At 36.9% G+C, this 16,710-nt stretch carries 14 protein-coding genes; 10 read left to right on the top strand and 4 right to left on the bottom strand.

Annotated features, from left to right (window positions below):
- The first annotated feature begins 547 nt into the window (after positions 1 to 547).
- Both MKY27_RS17665 and MKY27_RS17660 read left to right on the top strand, forming a co-directional pair.
- Entirely contained in the window at positions 548 to 850 is a 303-nt protein-coding gene (locus MKY27_RS17665) for a sodium/substrate symporter small subunit (protein ID WP_339196667.1), read from the top strand.
- Positions 851 to 866: 16 nt separating this feature from the next.
- Positions 867 to 2,534 carry a sodium:solute symporter family protein gene (locus MKY27_RS17660; protein ID WP_339196665.1) on the top strand — a complete coding sequence of 556 codons (1,668 nt, stop codon included), beginning with the start codon at positions 867 to 869 and terminating at the stop codon, positions 2,532 to 2,534.
- A 62-nt stretch (positions 2,535 to 2,596) separates the two neighbouring features.
- Here the strand turns inward: MKY27_RS17660 and MKY27_RS17655 are convergent, their stop codons facing one another.
- Positions 2,597 to 3,745, bottom strand: a complete 1,149-nt coding sequence (locus MKY27_RS17655) for an ABC transporter permease (RefSeq protein ID WP_339196662.1) — start codon at positions 3,743 to 3,745, stop codon at positions 2,597 to 2,599.
- Positions 3,746 to 3,875: 130 nt separating this feature from the next.
- On the opposite strand from MKY27_RS17655, the gene MKY27_RS17650 reads away from it, so the two are divergent.
- Complete coding sequence (locus MKY27_RS17650) at positions 3,876 to 4,466, top strand: TetR/AcrR family transcriptional regulator (RefSeq protein WP_339196659.1); 591 nt, start codon at positions 3,876 to 3,878, stop codon at positions 4,464 to 4,466.
- Positions 4,467 to 4,527: 61 nt separating this feature from the next.
- On the opposite strand, the gene MKY27_RS17645 is transcribed toward MKY27_RS17650, so the two are convergent.
- The gene (locus tag MKY27_RS17645) at positions 4,528 to 5,181 is read right to left on the bottom strand and encodes a VTT domain-containing protein (protein WP_339196657.1); all 654 of its coding nucleotides are present in this window, start codon (positions 5,179 to 5,181) and stop codon (positions 4,528 to 4,530) included.
- Between the two features lie 221 nt (positions 5,182 to 5,402).
- On the opposite strand from MKY27_RS17645, the gene MKY27_RS17640 reads away from it, so the two are divergent.
- Positions 5,403 to 6,146 carry a DUF4230 domain-containing protein gene (locus MKY27_RS17640; RefSeq protein WP_339196654.1) on the top strand — a complete coding sequence of 248 codons (744 nt, stop codon included), beginning with the start codon at positions 5,403 to 5,405 and terminating at the stop codon, positions 6,144 to 6,146.
- A 320-nt stretch (positions 6,147 to 6,466) separates the two neighbouring features.
- On the top strand, positions 6,467 to 7,735 hold the full coding sequence (locus tag MKY27_RS17635; RefSeq protein WP_339196651.1) for an OFA family MFS transporter: 1,269 nt from the start codon (positions 6,467 to 6,469) through the stop codon (positions 7,733 to 7,735).
- Positions 7,736 to 7,853: 118 nt separating this feature from the next.
- On the opposite strand, the gene MKY27_RS17630 is transcribed toward MKY27_RS17635, so the two are convergent.
- A complete protein-coding gene (locus MKY27_RS17630; protein ID WP_339196649.1) occupies positions 7,854 to 11,699 on the bottom strand; it encodes a S8 family serine peptidase in 3,846 nt (1,281 codons plus the stop codon).
- A 350-nt stretch (positions 11,700 to 12,049) separates the two neighbouring features.
- Between MKY27_RS17630 and MKY27_RS17625 the strand changes: the two genes are divergently transcribed.
- A complete protein-coding gene (locus MKY27_RS17625; protein ID WP_339196647.1) occupies positions 12,050 to 12,274 on the top strand; it encodes a hypothetical protein in 225 nt (74 codons plus the stop codon).
- Between the two features lie 102 nt (positions 12,275 to 12,376).
- Here MKY27_RS17625 and MKY27_RS17620 read toward each other — a convergent pair whose 3' ends face one another.
- Positions 12,377 to 12,964, bottom strand: coding sequence for a hypothetical protein (locus MKY27_RS17620; RefSeq protein ID WP_339196645.1), 588 nt, complete (start codon positions 12,962 to 12,964; stop codon positions 12,377 to 12,379).
- Between the two features lie 343 nt (positions 12,965 to 13,307).
- Here MKY27_RS17620 and MKY27_RS17615 point away from each other — a divergent pair, with 343 nt between their 5' ends.
- From MKY27_RS17615 to MKY27_RS17600, 4 genes are all read left to right on the top strand, one after another.
- Positions 13,308 to 13,730 carry an organic hydroperoxide resistance protein gene (locus MKY27_RS17615; RefSeq protein WP_339196644.1) on the top strand — a complete coding sequence of 141 codons (423 nt, stop codon included), beginning with the start codon at positions 13,308 to 13,310 and terminating at the stop codon, positions 13,728 to 13,730.
- Positions 13,731 to 14,117: 387 nt separating this feature from the next.
- Complete coding sequence (locus MKY27_RS17610) at positions 14,118 to 15,326, top strand: glycosyltransferase (RefSeq protein WP_339196643.1); 1,209 nt, start codon at positions 14,118 to 14,120, stop codon at positions 15,324 to 15,326.
- Positions 15,292 to 16,035, top strand: a complete 744-nt coding sequence (locus tag MKY27_RS17605; protein ID WP_339196641.1) for an HAD-IIB family hydrolase — start codon at positions 15,292 to 15,294, stop codon at positions 16,033 to 16,035. The genes MKY27_RS17610 and MKY27_RS17605 overlap by 35 nt, the downstream gene beginning before the upstream one ends.
- A gap of 274 nt (positions 16,036 to 16,309) precedes the next feature.
- Positions 16,310 to 16,537 carry a CotD family spore coat protein gene (locus tag MKY27_RS17600; RefSeq protein ID WP_339199776.1) on the top strand — a complete coding sequence of 76 codons (228 nt, stop codon included), beginning with the start codon at positions 16,310 to 16,312 and terminating at the stop codon, positions 16,535 to 16,537.
- Positions 16,538 to 16,710: the final 173 nt, after the last annotated feature.

Raw genomic sequence — 16,710 nt, 5'->3', positions numbered from 1 at the left:
AACCATTTTAAATAAACATTTTCGATGTCAAAAGAATGCTGGTCATTTACTACTATTCCAATATAACATAGGGAACCGCGGAACCTTTAATAATTATGTATTCTGTGTTTAAGTTTATAAGAAAAAATGTATCCGATAAAATAGGAAATAAACTATATCATAAGTTGGGATATTTTTAATGAAAACCACCTGGAACGTTAATTTTTCTTCGTACTAGGTGGTTTTAATTTTTGAAGCTTGTCTTTTTTAGTTATCCCTACTCAAATGATTTTTTTATTCTATAGTCGTTTTATCCTGGACATTTTTAACATACATTAAAAAAAACATAAAGACATAGGGGGAATTAGTTGCTTCTATTCATTATTCTTTTCTCCATTTGCTGTCTTGCTTATGGACTAATAAAAAAACGTTTTATCGCGCTCACCTTTCCTATAATAGGACTTATGATTTTAATGGTTGTTAAGGTGATTTTAGTACCACTTCCTTTAAAGGAAACAATTCTTTTTATTTTTGATTTACGATAAAAATTTGAAGAAAGAAGGTCTAGATGAAAAAAATTGACAAAAAAGTTGCTGATGCCTATTTCCGTGAGAAAAATAAGTACATGGCCGTTTATTTTGCTATCTGGTTTTTAGTGTCCTTTGTTATGGTAGCGCTTGCAGACTCATTAACTGATATTGAGTTTTTGGGATTCCCGTTCCACTATTTTATGGGGGCAATTGGAGCTTTGCTTACTTTCATTATTTTACTCTTTGTTAATGCAATTGTTGGGGACAAAATTGATAAAAAGTATGGTATTAGTGAAGCACGAAATGAAGAAATTGGCGCAAACAATATGATTAATCACTAATGGGGGGAGGTAATTCATGGATACTCAATTTATAGTTTCGATGTTAATTATACTGGCTACATTTGCTTTATATATTTGGATTGCCGTTTATAATACGGCTAAACAAACATCAGACTTCTATGTTGCAGGTCGTGGAGTTCCACCGATTTTTAATGGTATGGCAATCGGGGCAGACTGGATGAGTGCAGCATCCTTCATCGGGATGGCTGGTACGATCATGCTGCTTGGTTATGACGGATTGGCTTATATTATGGGATGGACTGGTGGTTATTTATTTTTAACGATATTACTTGCACCGCAACTTCGTAAATTTGGCCGCTATACTGTGCCAGAATTCATCGGAGACCGTTTCAATAGTAAGGCAGCACTAATAATAGCAGCTTTATGTACAATTATTATAAGCTTCACATATTCAATCGGACAGCTATCAGGTTCTGGTGTAGTAATCGGACGTCTCTTTGAAATTGATGCGAAAATAGGAACAATGATCGGCGTTGTACTCATTGCATTTTATGCAGCATTTGGTGGTATGAAAGGTATTACTTGGACACAAGTAGCCCAATATTTGATTTTAATTATCGCATATTTAGTACCTGTTATTTTTATGTCATTCCATTTGACTAGTAATCCATTACCATGGATTTCTTATGGTGAAATTTTAACGAAAATGGGTGAACTCGACAGGGAGCTCGGTATTTCGGAGTATTTTGCACCTTTTACAAATGGAACTAAGTGGCAGTTTTTAGCTCTTATGTTTACGTTAATGTGTGGTACGGCTGGACTTCCGCATGTAATCGTACGTTTTTATACAGTTGGTACTATGAAGGCTGCTCGCTGGTCAGGTGCATGGGCATTAGTGTTTATCGGGCTTTTATATTTTAGTGCACCAGCTTATGCAGCTTTTGCTCGCTTTATATTAATGACGGAAGTTGCCGGTAATAAAATTGCGGAGCTACCTGCTTGGACTCAATCATGGATAGATACAGGGAAATTGGGGATAGCCGATGCAAATGGTGACGGCATTCTTCAATGGCCTGAACTGCAAATTGCCAATGATATTGTTGTAATGGCTACACCTGAAATTGCAAATCTTGGTGTATTTGTTATTGGACTTGTGGCTGCAGGCGCAATGGCAGCCGCCTTATCTACAGCTGGTGGTTTAATGATTTCTATTTCCTCTTCATTTGCACACGATATTTATTACCGCATCATCAATCCACAAGCATCTGAACAAAAACGCCTGTTAATAGGACGTATTTCAATTGTTGTTGCAACATTATTGGCTGGTATTATTGCATTAAACCCTCCTGGTGCCATTACTCAAATTGTTGCATGGGCATTTGCGCTTGCAACAGGTACGTTCTTCCCGGCACTCGTATTAGGTGTATGGTGGAAACGAGCTAATGCAAAAGGAACAATAGCGGGAATGCTAGTTGGTTTAGCGGTAACACTTATTTATATCTTCAGTGCGAAGTATGGTGGCTATACAATATTAGGCATCATTGATACGGGTGCAGGTATTTTCGGAGCCATTGCTGCCTTCGCTACTAATATCATTGTTTCGCTTTCAACACGGGCACCATCACAAGAACTTCAAGATGCCGTTATAAATCTGCGTTACCCAGAACAAATGGTTTATAAAGGCGGCGAAGTTTATTTAAATGACGGATCAGCGAAAGAATAAAAATTGAGGGAAATAAAAAAACGTTATTTTGCACCGAATGCAAAATAACGTTTTTCTATTTGTTAGTTTTGTTGTTCTTTCACTTTTACTGGTTTGAAAACAGACAGTAAGAAAATAACTAAACCTGCAATGCCAATTCCTAAAATTGTATTGAAGGAAGCACCCGTGTAAAATCCGCTGCCGAAGTAGAAAATTTCTCGTAAACCTTCAGAAGCAAAGCGAATTGGTACCCAAGGACGAATGAAGTTTACAAAGAAACTTGGAAGCATTTCCTGTGGTGTCATAAGAACACCCATACCTAAAAGCATGACGACCATGAATAATGTAATCGCTGGTTTGCCGATCCATGCAGTAATTGCAGATACTAATAAATAGAAACAGAATGCCGCAAATGATACAAAGAAGGCAACCAGGAAATAGCCTGGCATATTAATTCCTGCGATTTGTGCAAGTGTTGCAACAGTAAAGCCCGAGAATAGGGCAATAATTACGCCGAATAAAATTTGCCCGCCTATGAGACGTAATGATTGTTTACGAGTTAACAGTTCTTTTTTCAAGATACCTGACGTTGCTAAAAATACAATGAATCCACCGATTAGCGCACCTACCCATGCAGGTACTGCCAATAAAGTTGGGGCACTCCCGTTAGCAGTGGATGCTGTAATAGGATTGTATATTTTTTCTTCAGCAACAATTGGATTTACTAAGATTGCAGCTTGTGTAGCATCAATTTTATCAGTACCAAGCTGTGCTAAAAAGTTTGCCGAATATTGGTCATTCACTCCAGAGACAAGCCCGTTTAAAGCAGTTTTCGCATAGTTTGCGCCTGTCATATTAAAGCCTTGGTTAATAGATATTTGCAGTTTGGCAGCTTCGTTATTCGATAGTGCATTTTGCAATGTGTCGTTGTAGCCTTCAGGGATGACAAGTGCTGCATAATACTTTTTATCTGCAAAAAGTGACTCAATATTTTCTTCCTTTTCATTTGTAAATGCCATAACCGGTTCTGTACCATCTACACCTTGACTCATTTGCTCAACGGCTTCAAGAATCGTATCAACGTGTTGACCCTCATCATTAACAATAAGAGCAACCGGCAGATTTTTTACTTGCGGATTCCCTTGTGCGAATAGGTTTACTGAAAATAGAGCAATAATTAATATAACAGCAATAGGAGCAGCCCATGCTAATTTTTCTTTAAATAATCTCATTTGAATTTCATCCTTTCTCAAATTTCAACATGTTGTTTATTATTACTCATTTATTTTATAATTTAAGGGGAAATCAAAGCAATCAACAAAATAAACAGATTGTTCAATTTTGAGGAAAGAGGGTGTTTTTTTGAGCGTTTATACGGAAAAAAATCGACGAACAAAAGAGCTTATTCAAAAATCATTTATGGAGATGCTGGAGAAGAAAACTTTTGATTCGATTACAGTGGGGGATATTGCGAAAACAGCCAAGATTAATCGTGGGACGTTTTATTTACACTTTATCGATAAATTTGATTTGTTGGATCAGATTGAAATACAACTATTTGAAGAGCTAGGGGATCATATTGATGAATTGCAATCGAACTATTCATCTACACATACGTTTGAAAAAGGACAGGAACAATTAGCTTCCTCGTTATTTAATTCGATAAAAATGCAGGCACCACTTTTGAAAATCTTTTTAAGCGAACATGGAAGAGCGGGCTTCCACCTTCGATTTAGAGCAGCATTTTCAGAAAAAGTACGAGTAAACCTGGAGGGGAATGAAAGCTTCATCGCAAACTTAAATGTGCCGATGGAATACTTTTTAGCATTTATCACATCTGCTTTCCTAGGATTAATTGAACAATGGGTTCAAAATGATTTAGACAAAACCCCTGAAGAGATGACTGCTTTATATATTAATATTATCTCCTTTATTAAAAGGAAGAGTACTTAAGGTACAGTTGATATATAGCTAATAGAACAAAATAAAAAAGAAGGTGCGATACCTTCTTTTTTTAAATACTGCTTGTACGTTGCTTTTTAATGAATCGGACTGCAACGATAATGGCTGCAATTGCAATAAGCACATAAAAAAGTTGTCTATATTGCTGTGAGACAGAGACAATTCCATAAGAAATAGAGGCTAATACTAGTCCATAAATCATGTTGCCAATTGTAGTAGCTGAAATAAAATACGATATTTTCATTTTGCTTAAACCGGATACGATGTTTATTAAATTCGTAGGAAGGAATGGCAAAATACGCCCTGACAGAACAAATAGGAATCCATTTTTATTAATTTGCTGCTCATATTTTTGTAGTTTCTCAGAAGTGAATAAATTTGCGAAAAAATAGCGAATCGAAAGGAAAATGGATGTACTTCCAATAACACTGCTGAATGTACTAAATAAATAACCGCGCCAAAATCCAAACAATGCAATATTAATCGTAATGACTAAAATTAACGGGATAAATGTAAATAAGTTCTGTAGGAACATTAATAATAGCATTATTAAAATAACGATAGTTAGATTGTTATGGGCAAGCTCCAAAATAAGCTGGGGTGACAGGTCCGAAACAGAGATACCGCTTTTGAAAAGTGCAAGGAACAAACCTATTATAATTGTTGCAAATAGAGCCCCTCGTATAAACAACGATTGTTTTTTCATTTTGTAACCTCTCTTAAAATAATTCCATTCGATAGTTTAAATGTATTTGATGAAAATTGCTATTAACAAGATTTGAAAAATATGAAAAGGATTACACATCGGCCGATATATGTTGTAATCACCTTTTATAATCTAACAAAAGTAGATAATTTGATATGATATTCTAGTATAAATATGGAAATTATAACTTTCCTCAATACAATAAGGGAGGAGGAGACGCCTTGAGTAAAAAAGATGAAGCATTAACACAAATTGAAAAAATACTGCAGGAATTGAAAAAGAGTGAGCAAGAAAGTGCTGCCACTGCGGTTATAGGACAACGCAGTGGAAACTCCAATATTTCCGGAGCAATATTTAAAGTTATATTTAAGTTTTGGGGATTTAAAATTTTATTAATTGCATTGCTCCTTATTCTTTTCACATTCGGGGGTACTTGGTTATTTTTCGGTACTACTTTTAAAAAAGAAAGTACAGTATTTGTGGAACAGGTTCAGGAATTAGCAATGCTCGCAACCGCTGAAGCTCATATGAAAGTAATCATTGAGCAAGAGGATAATAAACTGTTTGGGAACGATATTTCGGTTAATTTACCAGGTACAAAAAGAGAGTTATTATTGATAGTTCCTGCGACAGTCATTGCAGGCGTTAATCTGAAAGAAGTTACATCAGATGATATTAAAGTGAATGAAGATACCAAAGAGATAGAGATTGCCCTGCCTCATGCAACATTTATACAGGAACCTGCGATTCAGATGGAAGATGTCAAAACTTTTTCGGATGAAGGGCTGTTTCGTGGGGAAGTGAAATGGGATGAGGGATTTGACCTGGCAACGGAAGCGCAGAAGAAAATCAAAGATGAAGCTATGGAAGTAGGTTTGTTGGAGTCAGCAGAAAAAAGTGCCGAGAAAGTTCTCGCAGGTTTTTTCCGGAATCTTGGCTATACGGTGAAGATAATATTTAAATAAATTTTAGTTTAATATGTTGTAATAGAAGGATAAAATTTTCTGCTTCAAACAGTCTAATTACTATGATTAGGCTGTTTTTTTATGTAATGAAATACAGAATAGTCCGAAAAGGTTGCGAAGCATTTCTAGAATTATAAAAATCACTATTCATTTATCACGAATGTTATTATATAATCACTTTGTTAATGTTCGTAAAAATAAAATATTTAATCCGTAAATTACTTTTTATTATTAATAATTTTGGTAATATACGAACTATATTATAAAATATTGGTATAAAGTTCGTGTTTTGGATTGAATGAATAATGAGGAGTTTTGAAGTGGGAAAGTTTGATAACAAATGGGTGCGTGCGGTCATTCCAGCTTTATTGATTCATTGTAGTATTGGTACGGTTTATTGCTGGTCGTTGTTTAAGGGGGATATTGCCTCTTATATCGGCAAACCAGTCAGTGAAGTGGAATGGGCGTTCAGTATAGCGATTTTTGTTCTTGGTATGTCTGCGGCATTTGGCGGAAAGTTTGTCGAAAAGGATATTCATAAGTCTTCTTTGTTAGCGGCAATATTTTTTGTTGCAGGGATGGCAGCAACAGGTTTCTTTATTTATCAAAAATCATTGATCGGTATTTATATTTCTTACGGAGTTGTGATGGGGATTGGACTTGGAATTGGCTATTTAACACCTGTAAAAACACTGATGCTCTGGTTTAAAGAACAAAAGGGATTGGCAACTGGTCTTGCTGTTGCCGGCTTTGGTTTGGCAAAAGTGATTGCAAGTCCATTAATGGAAAAGCTACTCGGTAATCGAAATAGTGAAGGGGTGTTAGTAGACCCTACGAATATCTATACAATGTTTTACATTTTAGCAGCAATCTATTTAGTCATGATGGTTATCGGACACTTAATTTTAAAGAAACCGGCTGGATATGAAGAAGAAAATATTGAAATGCATAGCTTTAGTTATAGAAGAGTATTGACGAATAAAACGTTTATCGGTATTTGGTTAATGTTCTATATCAATATTACATGTGGTTTAGCGTTAATCTCACAGGAAAAAGGTATTTTAGCATTCATTGGTTTTGGAGCGATTGGGTTAGTTAGTTCGCTTACTGCCATTTTCAATGCTGGTGGAAGAATTGCATTTTCTGCATGGGGAGATCGTTTAACAGATCGTAACTCTATTTATAAAATAATTTTTATTTCTTCTATTAGCATTATTTTATGTACGGTTGTATTTGATGGAATAAATAACTCTATGGCCTTTCTGATCATTGCTTTACTTTGTATTGTGAATGCAGGTTACGGTGGAGGGTTCTCATCTTTACCGCCGCTATTATCAGACCGATTTGGTATCGACAGTATTTCAACTGTACATGGTTTAGCTTTATCTGCATGGGCATTTGCAGGATTGACGGGCAATCAGCTAAGCGCAATTATTCTTGAAAAAACACAATCATACGACATGGTATTATACGTAATTGCCGCTTTGTTCGCGGTTGCGACTTTAATTAGTATATTTGTTGTGAAGCCTGAAAAAGTGAACTTGGAGAATGAAGAGTTTAGTAAGAAAAAAGAAATAGTAATCGGATAAAATTTCGAAAGGGTGCTTTAATTTAAAGGCATCCTTTTTCTTAAGGATAAAAAAAGCTAAGTTTAAGCTCCATCGAGGGATGAAGTCTTAAACTTAGCAATACTAGCTAAAATATTAATTAAATTTCATATTCTGTAACGTCATTGTTATTTTTAGGTCCTTTACCATTGCCGTTGCCATTGCCATTGCCATTGCCGTTGCCATTGCCATTGCCGTTGCCATTGCCATTGCCATTGCCGTTGCCGTTGCCATTGCCGTTGCCGTTGCCGTTGCCATTGCCATTGCCATTGCCATTGCCATTGCCATTACCATTACCATTGCCATTGCCATTGCCAGGCTTTACAACGTTGACATCAAATGTAAGGGTATGCTCACCATATGTTACTGTAACAGAGGTAGTACCTGGGCCTTTACCTTTTACAGTACCTGCATTTACAGTAGCAATCTTATCGTTTTCAACTTGGTAAATTGCAAGGTTTGTAACATCTTTTTCTGTTGTTTCACCGTTTAATGTTGTTACTTCAGTAATTTTAACAGAAACTTCTTTACCAACTCTTGTCTCAACTTGAGCTTGGTCGATTTCCAGAGTTACAACTGGTTCTTCCACTACAGGTGCTTTAACAGTAACCGTTACTGTTGCTTCATTTTCGCCATGTGAAACAGTAATTGTCGTTGTGCCTTCTGCTACTGCAGTTACTAAACCATTTACAACTGTTGCGATATTTTCATCTGCCACACTATACGTAGCTTTTGAAGTTACGTCTTCTTCTGTTGCATCACCTTCAGCAGGTGTTGTTGTTTCTGTTACCGCAAGCTGTGCAGTTTCTCCAGCTGTCAGGTCTAGCTCAGTCGGATTTACAGAAAGTGTTACAACAGGTTCTACTACTTCATTTTCAAAGATAATCGCTTCGCCAACATTACCAGCAGCATCTGTAATAACTACTGTTACAGCATTTGTTTCTGCTGTTACCGGGAATGTGAAGCTGCCGTCCTGATTTAAGTTGAATGCAACTGGTGCTTGTACTTCGCCGTTTACAGTCGCAACATATGAAGCTTTTAGTTTGTCATTTAAATCATAGTCTAAACCGTATAAAAACAGTTCTTCATTGTAGTCGATATACTTATCTGTTACTTGTCCTGAAACAACACCTTCAGTTTCTGAACCTGTAATTTCTGGTTTTGTCGTTTTTACAACAATCGGTCCTACATAATCTGAAACTACTCCTGTAGCTGCCATACCAGTAAAGTCGATTGTATATAATCCATCCGGAATCGTAGTTGCCGGTTCATCGCTCCATGGTTTATATTGTCCACCGACATTCAGCGTGTAAGATCCTTTTCCTAATGAAGCGCCAGCATGCAGATAACCGATGTAGCCATCTCCATATTCTCCGCCTTCAGGATTCATAATATCCCAAAGCTCGATATAGTTCGTTCCAACATCACCCGTTAATGTGAATGAAAGTACAGCAGAATCCTTAATACCGTCACCGTTAAATGACAAATCAGTTTCTGTGATTTTTAAATCTTTAATTTCCGTTGATGCTGCCGCGCTGCTGAAATCGGCTGCGAATGGCAATGAAGCTTCCGTAGATCCACCGTTAATGTTGATGAAACCTAAAATCTCAGAACCGTTTGGTGCAACAGCTTGTGAAGCCGTTAATGTAATGTTTAAAAGCTGCTCACCAGCTAAAGTAAATGATGGCTGATCCACTGTAATAGCTGCATCGCCAAATGTTTTAGTCACATCTACGGATACGTTGTAGTTACCGCCGTTTCCTTTAATGTCTTTTACTAGTACTTGTTTTGTTACAGAAATATTTCCGTCCTTTAATGATTGAGGACCAAAAGTAACTGTCCCTTTTTTGTTTTCTACAATTGCACCATTGCTGTCTAAAACTGCCGTATCAAGTGCATATGCAAGAATTTCCGGATGAGCCGCCGCATAAGCATTGACGCGTCCAGCACCTTGAGAGAATACATCATATTTTGTAGTATCCAATACTTTTGCAGTATTCGAAAGTGCCACTTTTACATCGAATGCATTCCAATCCGGATTTGCCTGTTTTACTAATGCCGCGATACCAGCAATATGTGGTGTTGCCATAGATGTTCCCGTTTTACGATCATATGCTTCAGTATAAACCGCATCAGGGAAGTCCGATTTATACATAGGAATCGTTGACATAATGTTTGTTCCAGGCGCTGTTACGTCTGGTTTAATATCGAAATTCGGTGTAGAAGGACCACGTGAACTTGAAGAGTTTACATCATCTCCAGTTGTCGTAGTTGAAGCAAACTTGCCGAAGCTTACTTTTCCTGTAGCCCCTTCTAATGCCACGCGAATTGCCTCGCCGTCTGTTACTGACATATCAAATGTTGGCAGGAACTCAAAAGAATCACCAAGGAATGTGCCTGAAATGTTAGGTGCATTCGTTCCGCCTGCAAAGTTATGAATAATTGTAGCTACCGCCCCGTTTGCTTTAGCATTTGCAATTTTATCGACAAATGCGATATTACCACGGGAAATTAACGCTACTTTACCTTCAACATCAATTCCTTCAAAATCTTTTACTTCGCCGTTTCCAGGAATCGCAACTAAATCAAATTCACCTTGAAGCTGTGTTGATAAGTTTTTACCAAAAGTTGTTCCCATTAAAGGAAGCTGTTTAGTTAAGTTGTAGTCGCCTGCTGTAACGTTAACTTCACCGTTATACATTGTTTCGGGGTTTGTTGTATTACCGACTGCAATCCCTAAACGAGCAGTTGCAGGTGTGCCCATTGTTCCACGGTTTGGACCAGAGTTACCTGTTGCAACAACACCGATTGTTCCAGCCATCATGGCGTTATTGATTGCAAATGATCCTGCATCTGTTTCTGTATTTGCGCCACCGCCAAGTGAAAGGTTAATAACGTCCATTTCTTCTTGAACAGCTGTTTCAATTGCTTTAACAATACCTGATGTTGCACCGCTGCCGTATGCTCCAAGAACACGGTAAGCATAAAGGTCTACTTTTGGTGCAATCCCTTTAATGCCGAATTCGTTAGCACCAATTGCCGCAATTGTTCCGGCAACATGCGTACCGTGAGATGTATAGAACGAGCTTCCGTTAGCATTAAATTCAGGTGTTCCTGCTGGACGCTCTGAAGGTAATGTTTCCGATGCATCGTCATCTGCACGTGGTTTAGAGTATGTTGAAGAGTTAGGAATAAAGTTTTTTCCGCCTTTATAAATGCCGGCAAATTCAGGGTGATCAGCATCGATACCTGTATCAAGCACTGCCACTTTTACTCCTTGTCCTTCAATGCCTTCATTCCAAAGTTTTTCGATACCAAGGAAAGAAATACTTGTATTCATTTGTGCTTCCACAGGCACATCTTTAATAAGTTCTGATGGGTTTTTTGATTTTATTGGTTTTTTTGTAACCTCTTCTGATGCGTATACTGTTGCATCCGGTTCAATTAAAGTGATTCCCTCTACTGAAAGCAGTTTTGGAATATCATTTGCTTTAATTGTTGCAGCAAATCCGTTTAGTACCGTATCAAATGTGTATCCTTGTGTCATTTGCACTTGTTTGGCAGTTAATTCTTTTTTAACTTTTGCCTGTTGTGCTTTTACATTTGAACGTACTTCATTTGCACGGGCATTCGAGAATTTTTTGCCTTTAACTTGGCTGATTCCTTGTTCTAATGCCACCGGTTTTTCGGATAAATGAACGATGACTGCAACCTCTTGATTACCTGAAATATTTTGCAGGCTTTCATGAAGGACTGGGCCATCTTTAGACAAGCTAAGTTGTTCAGCGATTGCCGCCTTTAGCTGAATGATGCTTTCACTTTGTCCATCCTGTTTGAATGGTTTTGATTCTTCAGCGCTTGCATTCGAGAATGGTACCGATAAAGAGAGCACCATGACGAAAGCTAAAATACTACTGAAAAATCTCGTAAAATTAAACTTCTTCAATTCACATTTCCCCTTTGTATTAAATTTTCGCACTATTCTGTTTAATGCGGTATTACCAATTTATCACAATGGAAATTATCCGAATATCGAAACTTCTACTTTTTCCAAAAGATTGATAAAAAGTATTGGTTTGGTAGAGGTAGGTTAAAACTATCTTCCTACAAATTTTGTGAAATAGTAGAACTATCTTATGAGAGGAGGAGAATTGAAGGACCCCTAATTCACTAATAGGGGAAAGGAGATTGTATATTTCTTTAATAAAAGGAGTTAAGAATGGTTAAACTTTTTAATGAAAAGTTTAAAGCTGAAAAGGCTTTTATACTTTTCAATAAATTCAATGGGGGATGGCTATGTCAAATATGGATTTTAAACGCAACAATGCAAAAGCAAGAGGCAAGCAAAGTGCGAATAAGCTAGAAGTAAATCAAAGTCGTAAAATCTCACAGCAAGAAGAGTATTTATCAGAACTTGATTTTATTTTTAATGCAGCTCCGGCAAAAGAAAACAACGTTCCTTCTAAACGTAGTAAAACAGGCATGAACGAGCCTGAAAGTGAACGAACTGCCTGGAACTAATTTATATTTGATATCTATTCATTACATTGAGGTAAGAACTAAGGCTTTGACCTTGGTTCTTTTTATTTGAATGGTTTTTATTAATGTTTAATAGCTACTGGATCAGTCATGATTTTTCTTTTTTATTTTCTCTTCTGTTTCTTCAATCTCTTTCATGTATTCCTGATATTCAGTCTCCACCTCGGTTGTAGATGGGAGGAAATGTTCTTTTGATGCATCAATCCGCTGGCCGTAGCGAATCATTTTATAAATTATCATGCCGTTATTTGGTTTTCCGCTAAACGTGGTCATCGGGACGGCATCGAATAAAACATAATAAAATGCATAAAAGACAAACCGATCCCAAAATGTTTTATAATCTTCAATGATTCCGTTGGCAATCAGAGAATTAATTGTAAGACCGAATACTAGATTGATTAATATTGGCGCGGAATAAATACTAATAAAGGCAAATTTATTTTCATGCTTTAATTTGTCATACGAAAACCAGCTATAAAAATGATAGTATCTGCGGATATCGAACATACCAAACTTAAAAATTCTGCGCCCGGAACCAATCGTTACCCTTGGTTGAATTACGCCAAACAGCCGGCTGACAATTGCATATCCTAGCTCCCTAAGAAATACGACAGCAGGCAAAATAATAAATGCAGAAATGACTAATGAAAAGAGATCGGATATGCCAAACATATTGCTATCCCCTCCCAACGAATACTTGTAAGTTGATACCCCTCATTTATAAAACAAAACATAAGCAACCGTTCTGTTACCAACACTTACAATGTTTAGATTCCAGGCTTTATTACAGGAAAAACAGTATATAAAAATAGTATTAGAGGCACGAATTCCTACAGTTTCAATTTCATAGCCACAGCTTTCGATCCCCTTTTTTGGCAAAGAAATCGGCCTGAACTGAATAATTTCTTGCTACTTAGTATGGAAATTAACAATTAATTAACATTAAATACTTTTGAAAAAAGAAAAAACCGGGTAAGGATATGTTGTATTTAAAAACGAAAGGTGTGGAAGTGGAATGTCTGAAAAATTATTTACTGCGATTGCAACTGCTTCGGGAGGACGTGAAGGGAAAGTACAGTCGGATGATGGGGTAATTCAATTTGAAACAGCAATGCCAGGTACACCGAGAGCAAAAAAAATCGAAAATTCAACAAATCCGGAACAGCTGTTTGCTGCAGGGTACGCTGCTTGTTTTGACAGTGCCCTTCAATTAACAGCAAGTAAAGCCCGTGTTAAATTCACGTCTGAAGTAACAGCTAATGTCAGCTTATTAAAAGATGAAAAAGACCAAGGATTTAAGCTTGGTGTTGTGCTTCAAGTGAAAGGGACAGATATTGAGCGTGAACAGTTGGAAGAACTTGTGCATAAAGCGCACGAAGTATGCCCGTATTCAAAAGCAACAAGAGGCAATATTGAAGTTTCACTTGAAGTGATTTAAGTGATCTGGACTAAATACACTCATTATAGGTATTTATAACTGATATTGATTAATCTAAATAATAATAAAGTAATATTTTTGGTGGTTTTTAGAATATTTTGTTTAATTGTCAGTCAATCAGGGAACTTATCAATCGAGCTAAAAATTATTATTTCTTATAAAACCGTAAAATTCAACGTCCTTAATCTCTCTTCTATTATTTGCTAGGTAGTGTGAGGATGTTTGAATTTATCGAGAATAAAGGACAGCTTAAGAAGTTATAAATACTACCTAGCTAATGAAGAGTAATTTATGAAAAGTTACCATCATTTCATTAAAATCAGCAAGACAGCAGTAAAGTTTTACAGCTATGATTCGCTGCTTAAGAACGAAAGGATGAGATTTCATTTGAGAAAGATATTATTTATTTCTGATCATGGCGACCCTTTAATTCCGCTTGGAAGTAAACAAGCAGGTGGACAAAACAACTATGTAAAACATCTGGCCCTACAGCTTGATGGACTTGGCTACAGTGTGGATATTGTTACACATTGGAGCGATGAACAAAAACCGGCTGTCGAACAGTTGGGTGAGCACAGTAAAGTATACCGTTTTGCAGGTGGTCATAAAGGCTTTGTTGATAAGCGACAGATGTTTACTTTACTTCCTCGTTTATACGAAGAAATGACAGAAACCCTGGATATTAGCAGTTATGACGTTATTCATACTCATTACTGGCTATCAGGAGTACTTGCATATAATCTGCAGAAGGAATATTCATTCTTCTGGTGTCACACAAACCACTCCCTTGCAATTGCAAAAGAGCAAGGTACAGGCTTTATAGAAAATAAGCGTAAGCACTTTGAAAAGCTGATCATGGAACAAGCTGATGTAGTAATTGCTACTACGCCAAATGAGAAGCAACAGATCGAAGTTTTTACAAAGAAAAAAAGTACAGTTTCAGTTGTACCCGTAGGAGTTTCACCAGTGTATCTGGCTTCTACTGAAGAAGAGGAACAGTTTGCATTTCCGTACTATTTTTATGCCGGCCGTTTAGAAACATCAAAAGGGATTTTTGATCTTTTAAAAGGTTTCAGACATATGCTGGAAACGGAGGAAGTTCCTCAAAACGTGAAGTTACTAATTGCAGGTGGCTGTGGGGAAACGGTAGATGTAAAAAACTATCGCCCAAAAAGCGAACCGCTAAAAGAAGCGATTAAAGGAATGGAAGATCGTGTATTATTCCTTGGCCCCAAAAATGAAAAACAGTTAAAAAATCTTTATGCCGGTGCATTAGCCACTATTATGCCTTCACATTATGAATCGTTTGGTATGGTAGCAGCAGAAGCGCAGGCTTGTGGTTGTCCTGTAATTGCGACCCATGTAGGTGGACTGAAAAATGTCATTAAATCCGGGGTGACAGGTCTTCACATACCTAAAGCAGATGTGCAAAAAATAAGCGACAGCATGGCGTATTTCTTAAAGAACTCACCTAAACTATTAAAAATGCGTCGTGATGCAAAACAATATGCACTAAAAGAATTTAACTGGTCTCTTATTTCCCGCAAAGTAAAGGAGCTGTATGAACGAAAAAATGCTTACATTTCCTTACCTTAAACCTCGTGTTTTAGCAACAGATTTAGATAATACGATTGTTAGTGATAAGATTCCGCATACTGAACTGTGGGACACGCTGGCTCTTGAAAATACATCTCTTATATATATTACAGGAAGATATAAACAGTCCGCGATTGATTTAATCGAACGTGAACAACTGCCTAAACCGGACATTTTAATATGTGATGTTGGAGCTTCGATTTACCTTGGTCCCACATATGAGCTTGATCAGGAATGGGCAGGCAACATTAAGCAGGAAGACTTTGAACAGGTTAAAACGATAGCTAAATCCATAGACATTGCCAGACAGCCAATAGACACACCTTGGCGACTGGCCTATTTTGCAAGTAAAATGCAAGTTCAAATACTTAACCAAGCAATCAAGCAAAATGATTTAGCAGTTGACCTTATTTTCAGCAGTGAAAGGGATGTAGATATCCTGCCTGCAAATATTAATAAAGGTGCTGCTCTTAAATATGTACTTAATAAATGTCAATATAATGGAGAGGTTGTTGTAGCCGGGGATTCAGAAAATGATCTCAGTCTTTTCCAGCTCGGTTATCCAGCAATTGCTGTTGGAAATGCATGTGATGCTATATTAGCATTATCGGAAAATGAACATATCCATTATGCAAAGGGACATGCCTCTGCCGGTGTAAAAGAAATATGGGAAAAACTTTACACACCATTATCACAAAAGATTCAATAGGTTTTTACTAGAAATTATTTTTCCGATTTTACTTCCCTCTTTTGCATATTAATGCATATTCTTAAAATTTTTTTTTTAACAATAGGCAAGTAAATAGGTTATTCCGAATTCCCTTCATAAGTTAGTAGAGATACAACAACATGAAGGAAGGAGGATAAAATTGACTAATAGAAACTGGTTTAATTCATTTAATGATGAAAGAGGTCAATCGTTTTACAATAATGCTCAGCAATTGCCAACGCAAACATCACCAACACAATACGCATCACCGCAAATATCACCAACGAGACAATATGTTCAAAGAAATGTATCAAACACGGTGGTGCCACATGTGCATCCGTCCCACTTAACTACAGTCAACCAACATTATATTAACAACCAACACTATTTCCCTCATACACAATCTGTTGTGAATGAGTGTTTCGAAACTAATACGATGTGTGGAACACCGTTTAGACCGAATACTGGCGGATGTGGTTGTTCAAAACGAAGAGGCTGGTAAGTCATTCTTCAATCGTTGTGACTTATGTTAATAAAAAGATAATAGCACCATCCACTTAATGGATAGTGCTATTATTCATGGACAAGCCTTAAAATTTCCATCTATATCTGTATATTTTTATGACTTTATCAATACATTGAAATAAAATAACTCGTATAAGGAGAAATTACTAT

Source organism: Solibacillus sp. FSL R5-0449 (assembly GCF_037975215.1).
In the GTDB taxonomy this organism is placed as follows: domain Bacteria; phylum Bacillota; class Bacilli; order Bacillales_A; family Planococcaceae; genus Solibacillus.
This window is presented reverse-complemented; position numbering and strand designations above follow the sequence as displayed.

Coding starts and splice junctions, on each gene's coding strand:
- MKY27_RS17645 (WP_339196657.1), bottom strand. CDS start 5,181: ATGAAAAAACAATCGTTGTTTATACGAGGGGCTCTATTTGCAACAATT.
- MKY27_RS17665 (WP_339196667.1), top strand. CDS start 548: ATGAAAAAAATTGACAAAAAAGTTGCTGATGCCTATTTCCGTGAGAAA.
- MKY27_RS17655 (WP_339196662.1), bottom strand. CDS start 3,745: ATGAGATTATTTAAAGAAAAATTAGCATGGGCTGCTCCTATTGCTGTT.
- MKY27_RS17625 (WP_339196647.1), top strand. CDS start 12,050: ATGTCAAATATGGATTTTAAACGCAACAATGCAAAAGCAAGAGGCAAG.
- MKY27_RS17660 (WP_339196665.1), top strand. CDS start 867: ATGGATACTCAATTTATAGTTTCGATGTTAATTATACTGGCTACATTT.
- MKY27_RS17615 (WP_339196644.1), top strand. CDS start 13,308: ATGTCTGAAAAATTATTTACTGCGATTGCAACTGCTTCGGGAGGACGT.
- MKY27_RS17605 (WP_339196641.1), top strand. CDS start 15,292: ATGAACGAAAAAATGCTTACATTTCCTTACCTTAAACCTCGTGTTTTA.
- MKY27_RS17620 (WP_339196645.1), bottom strand. CDS start 12,964: ATGTTTGGCATATCCGATCTCTTTTCATTAGTCATTTCTGCATTTATT.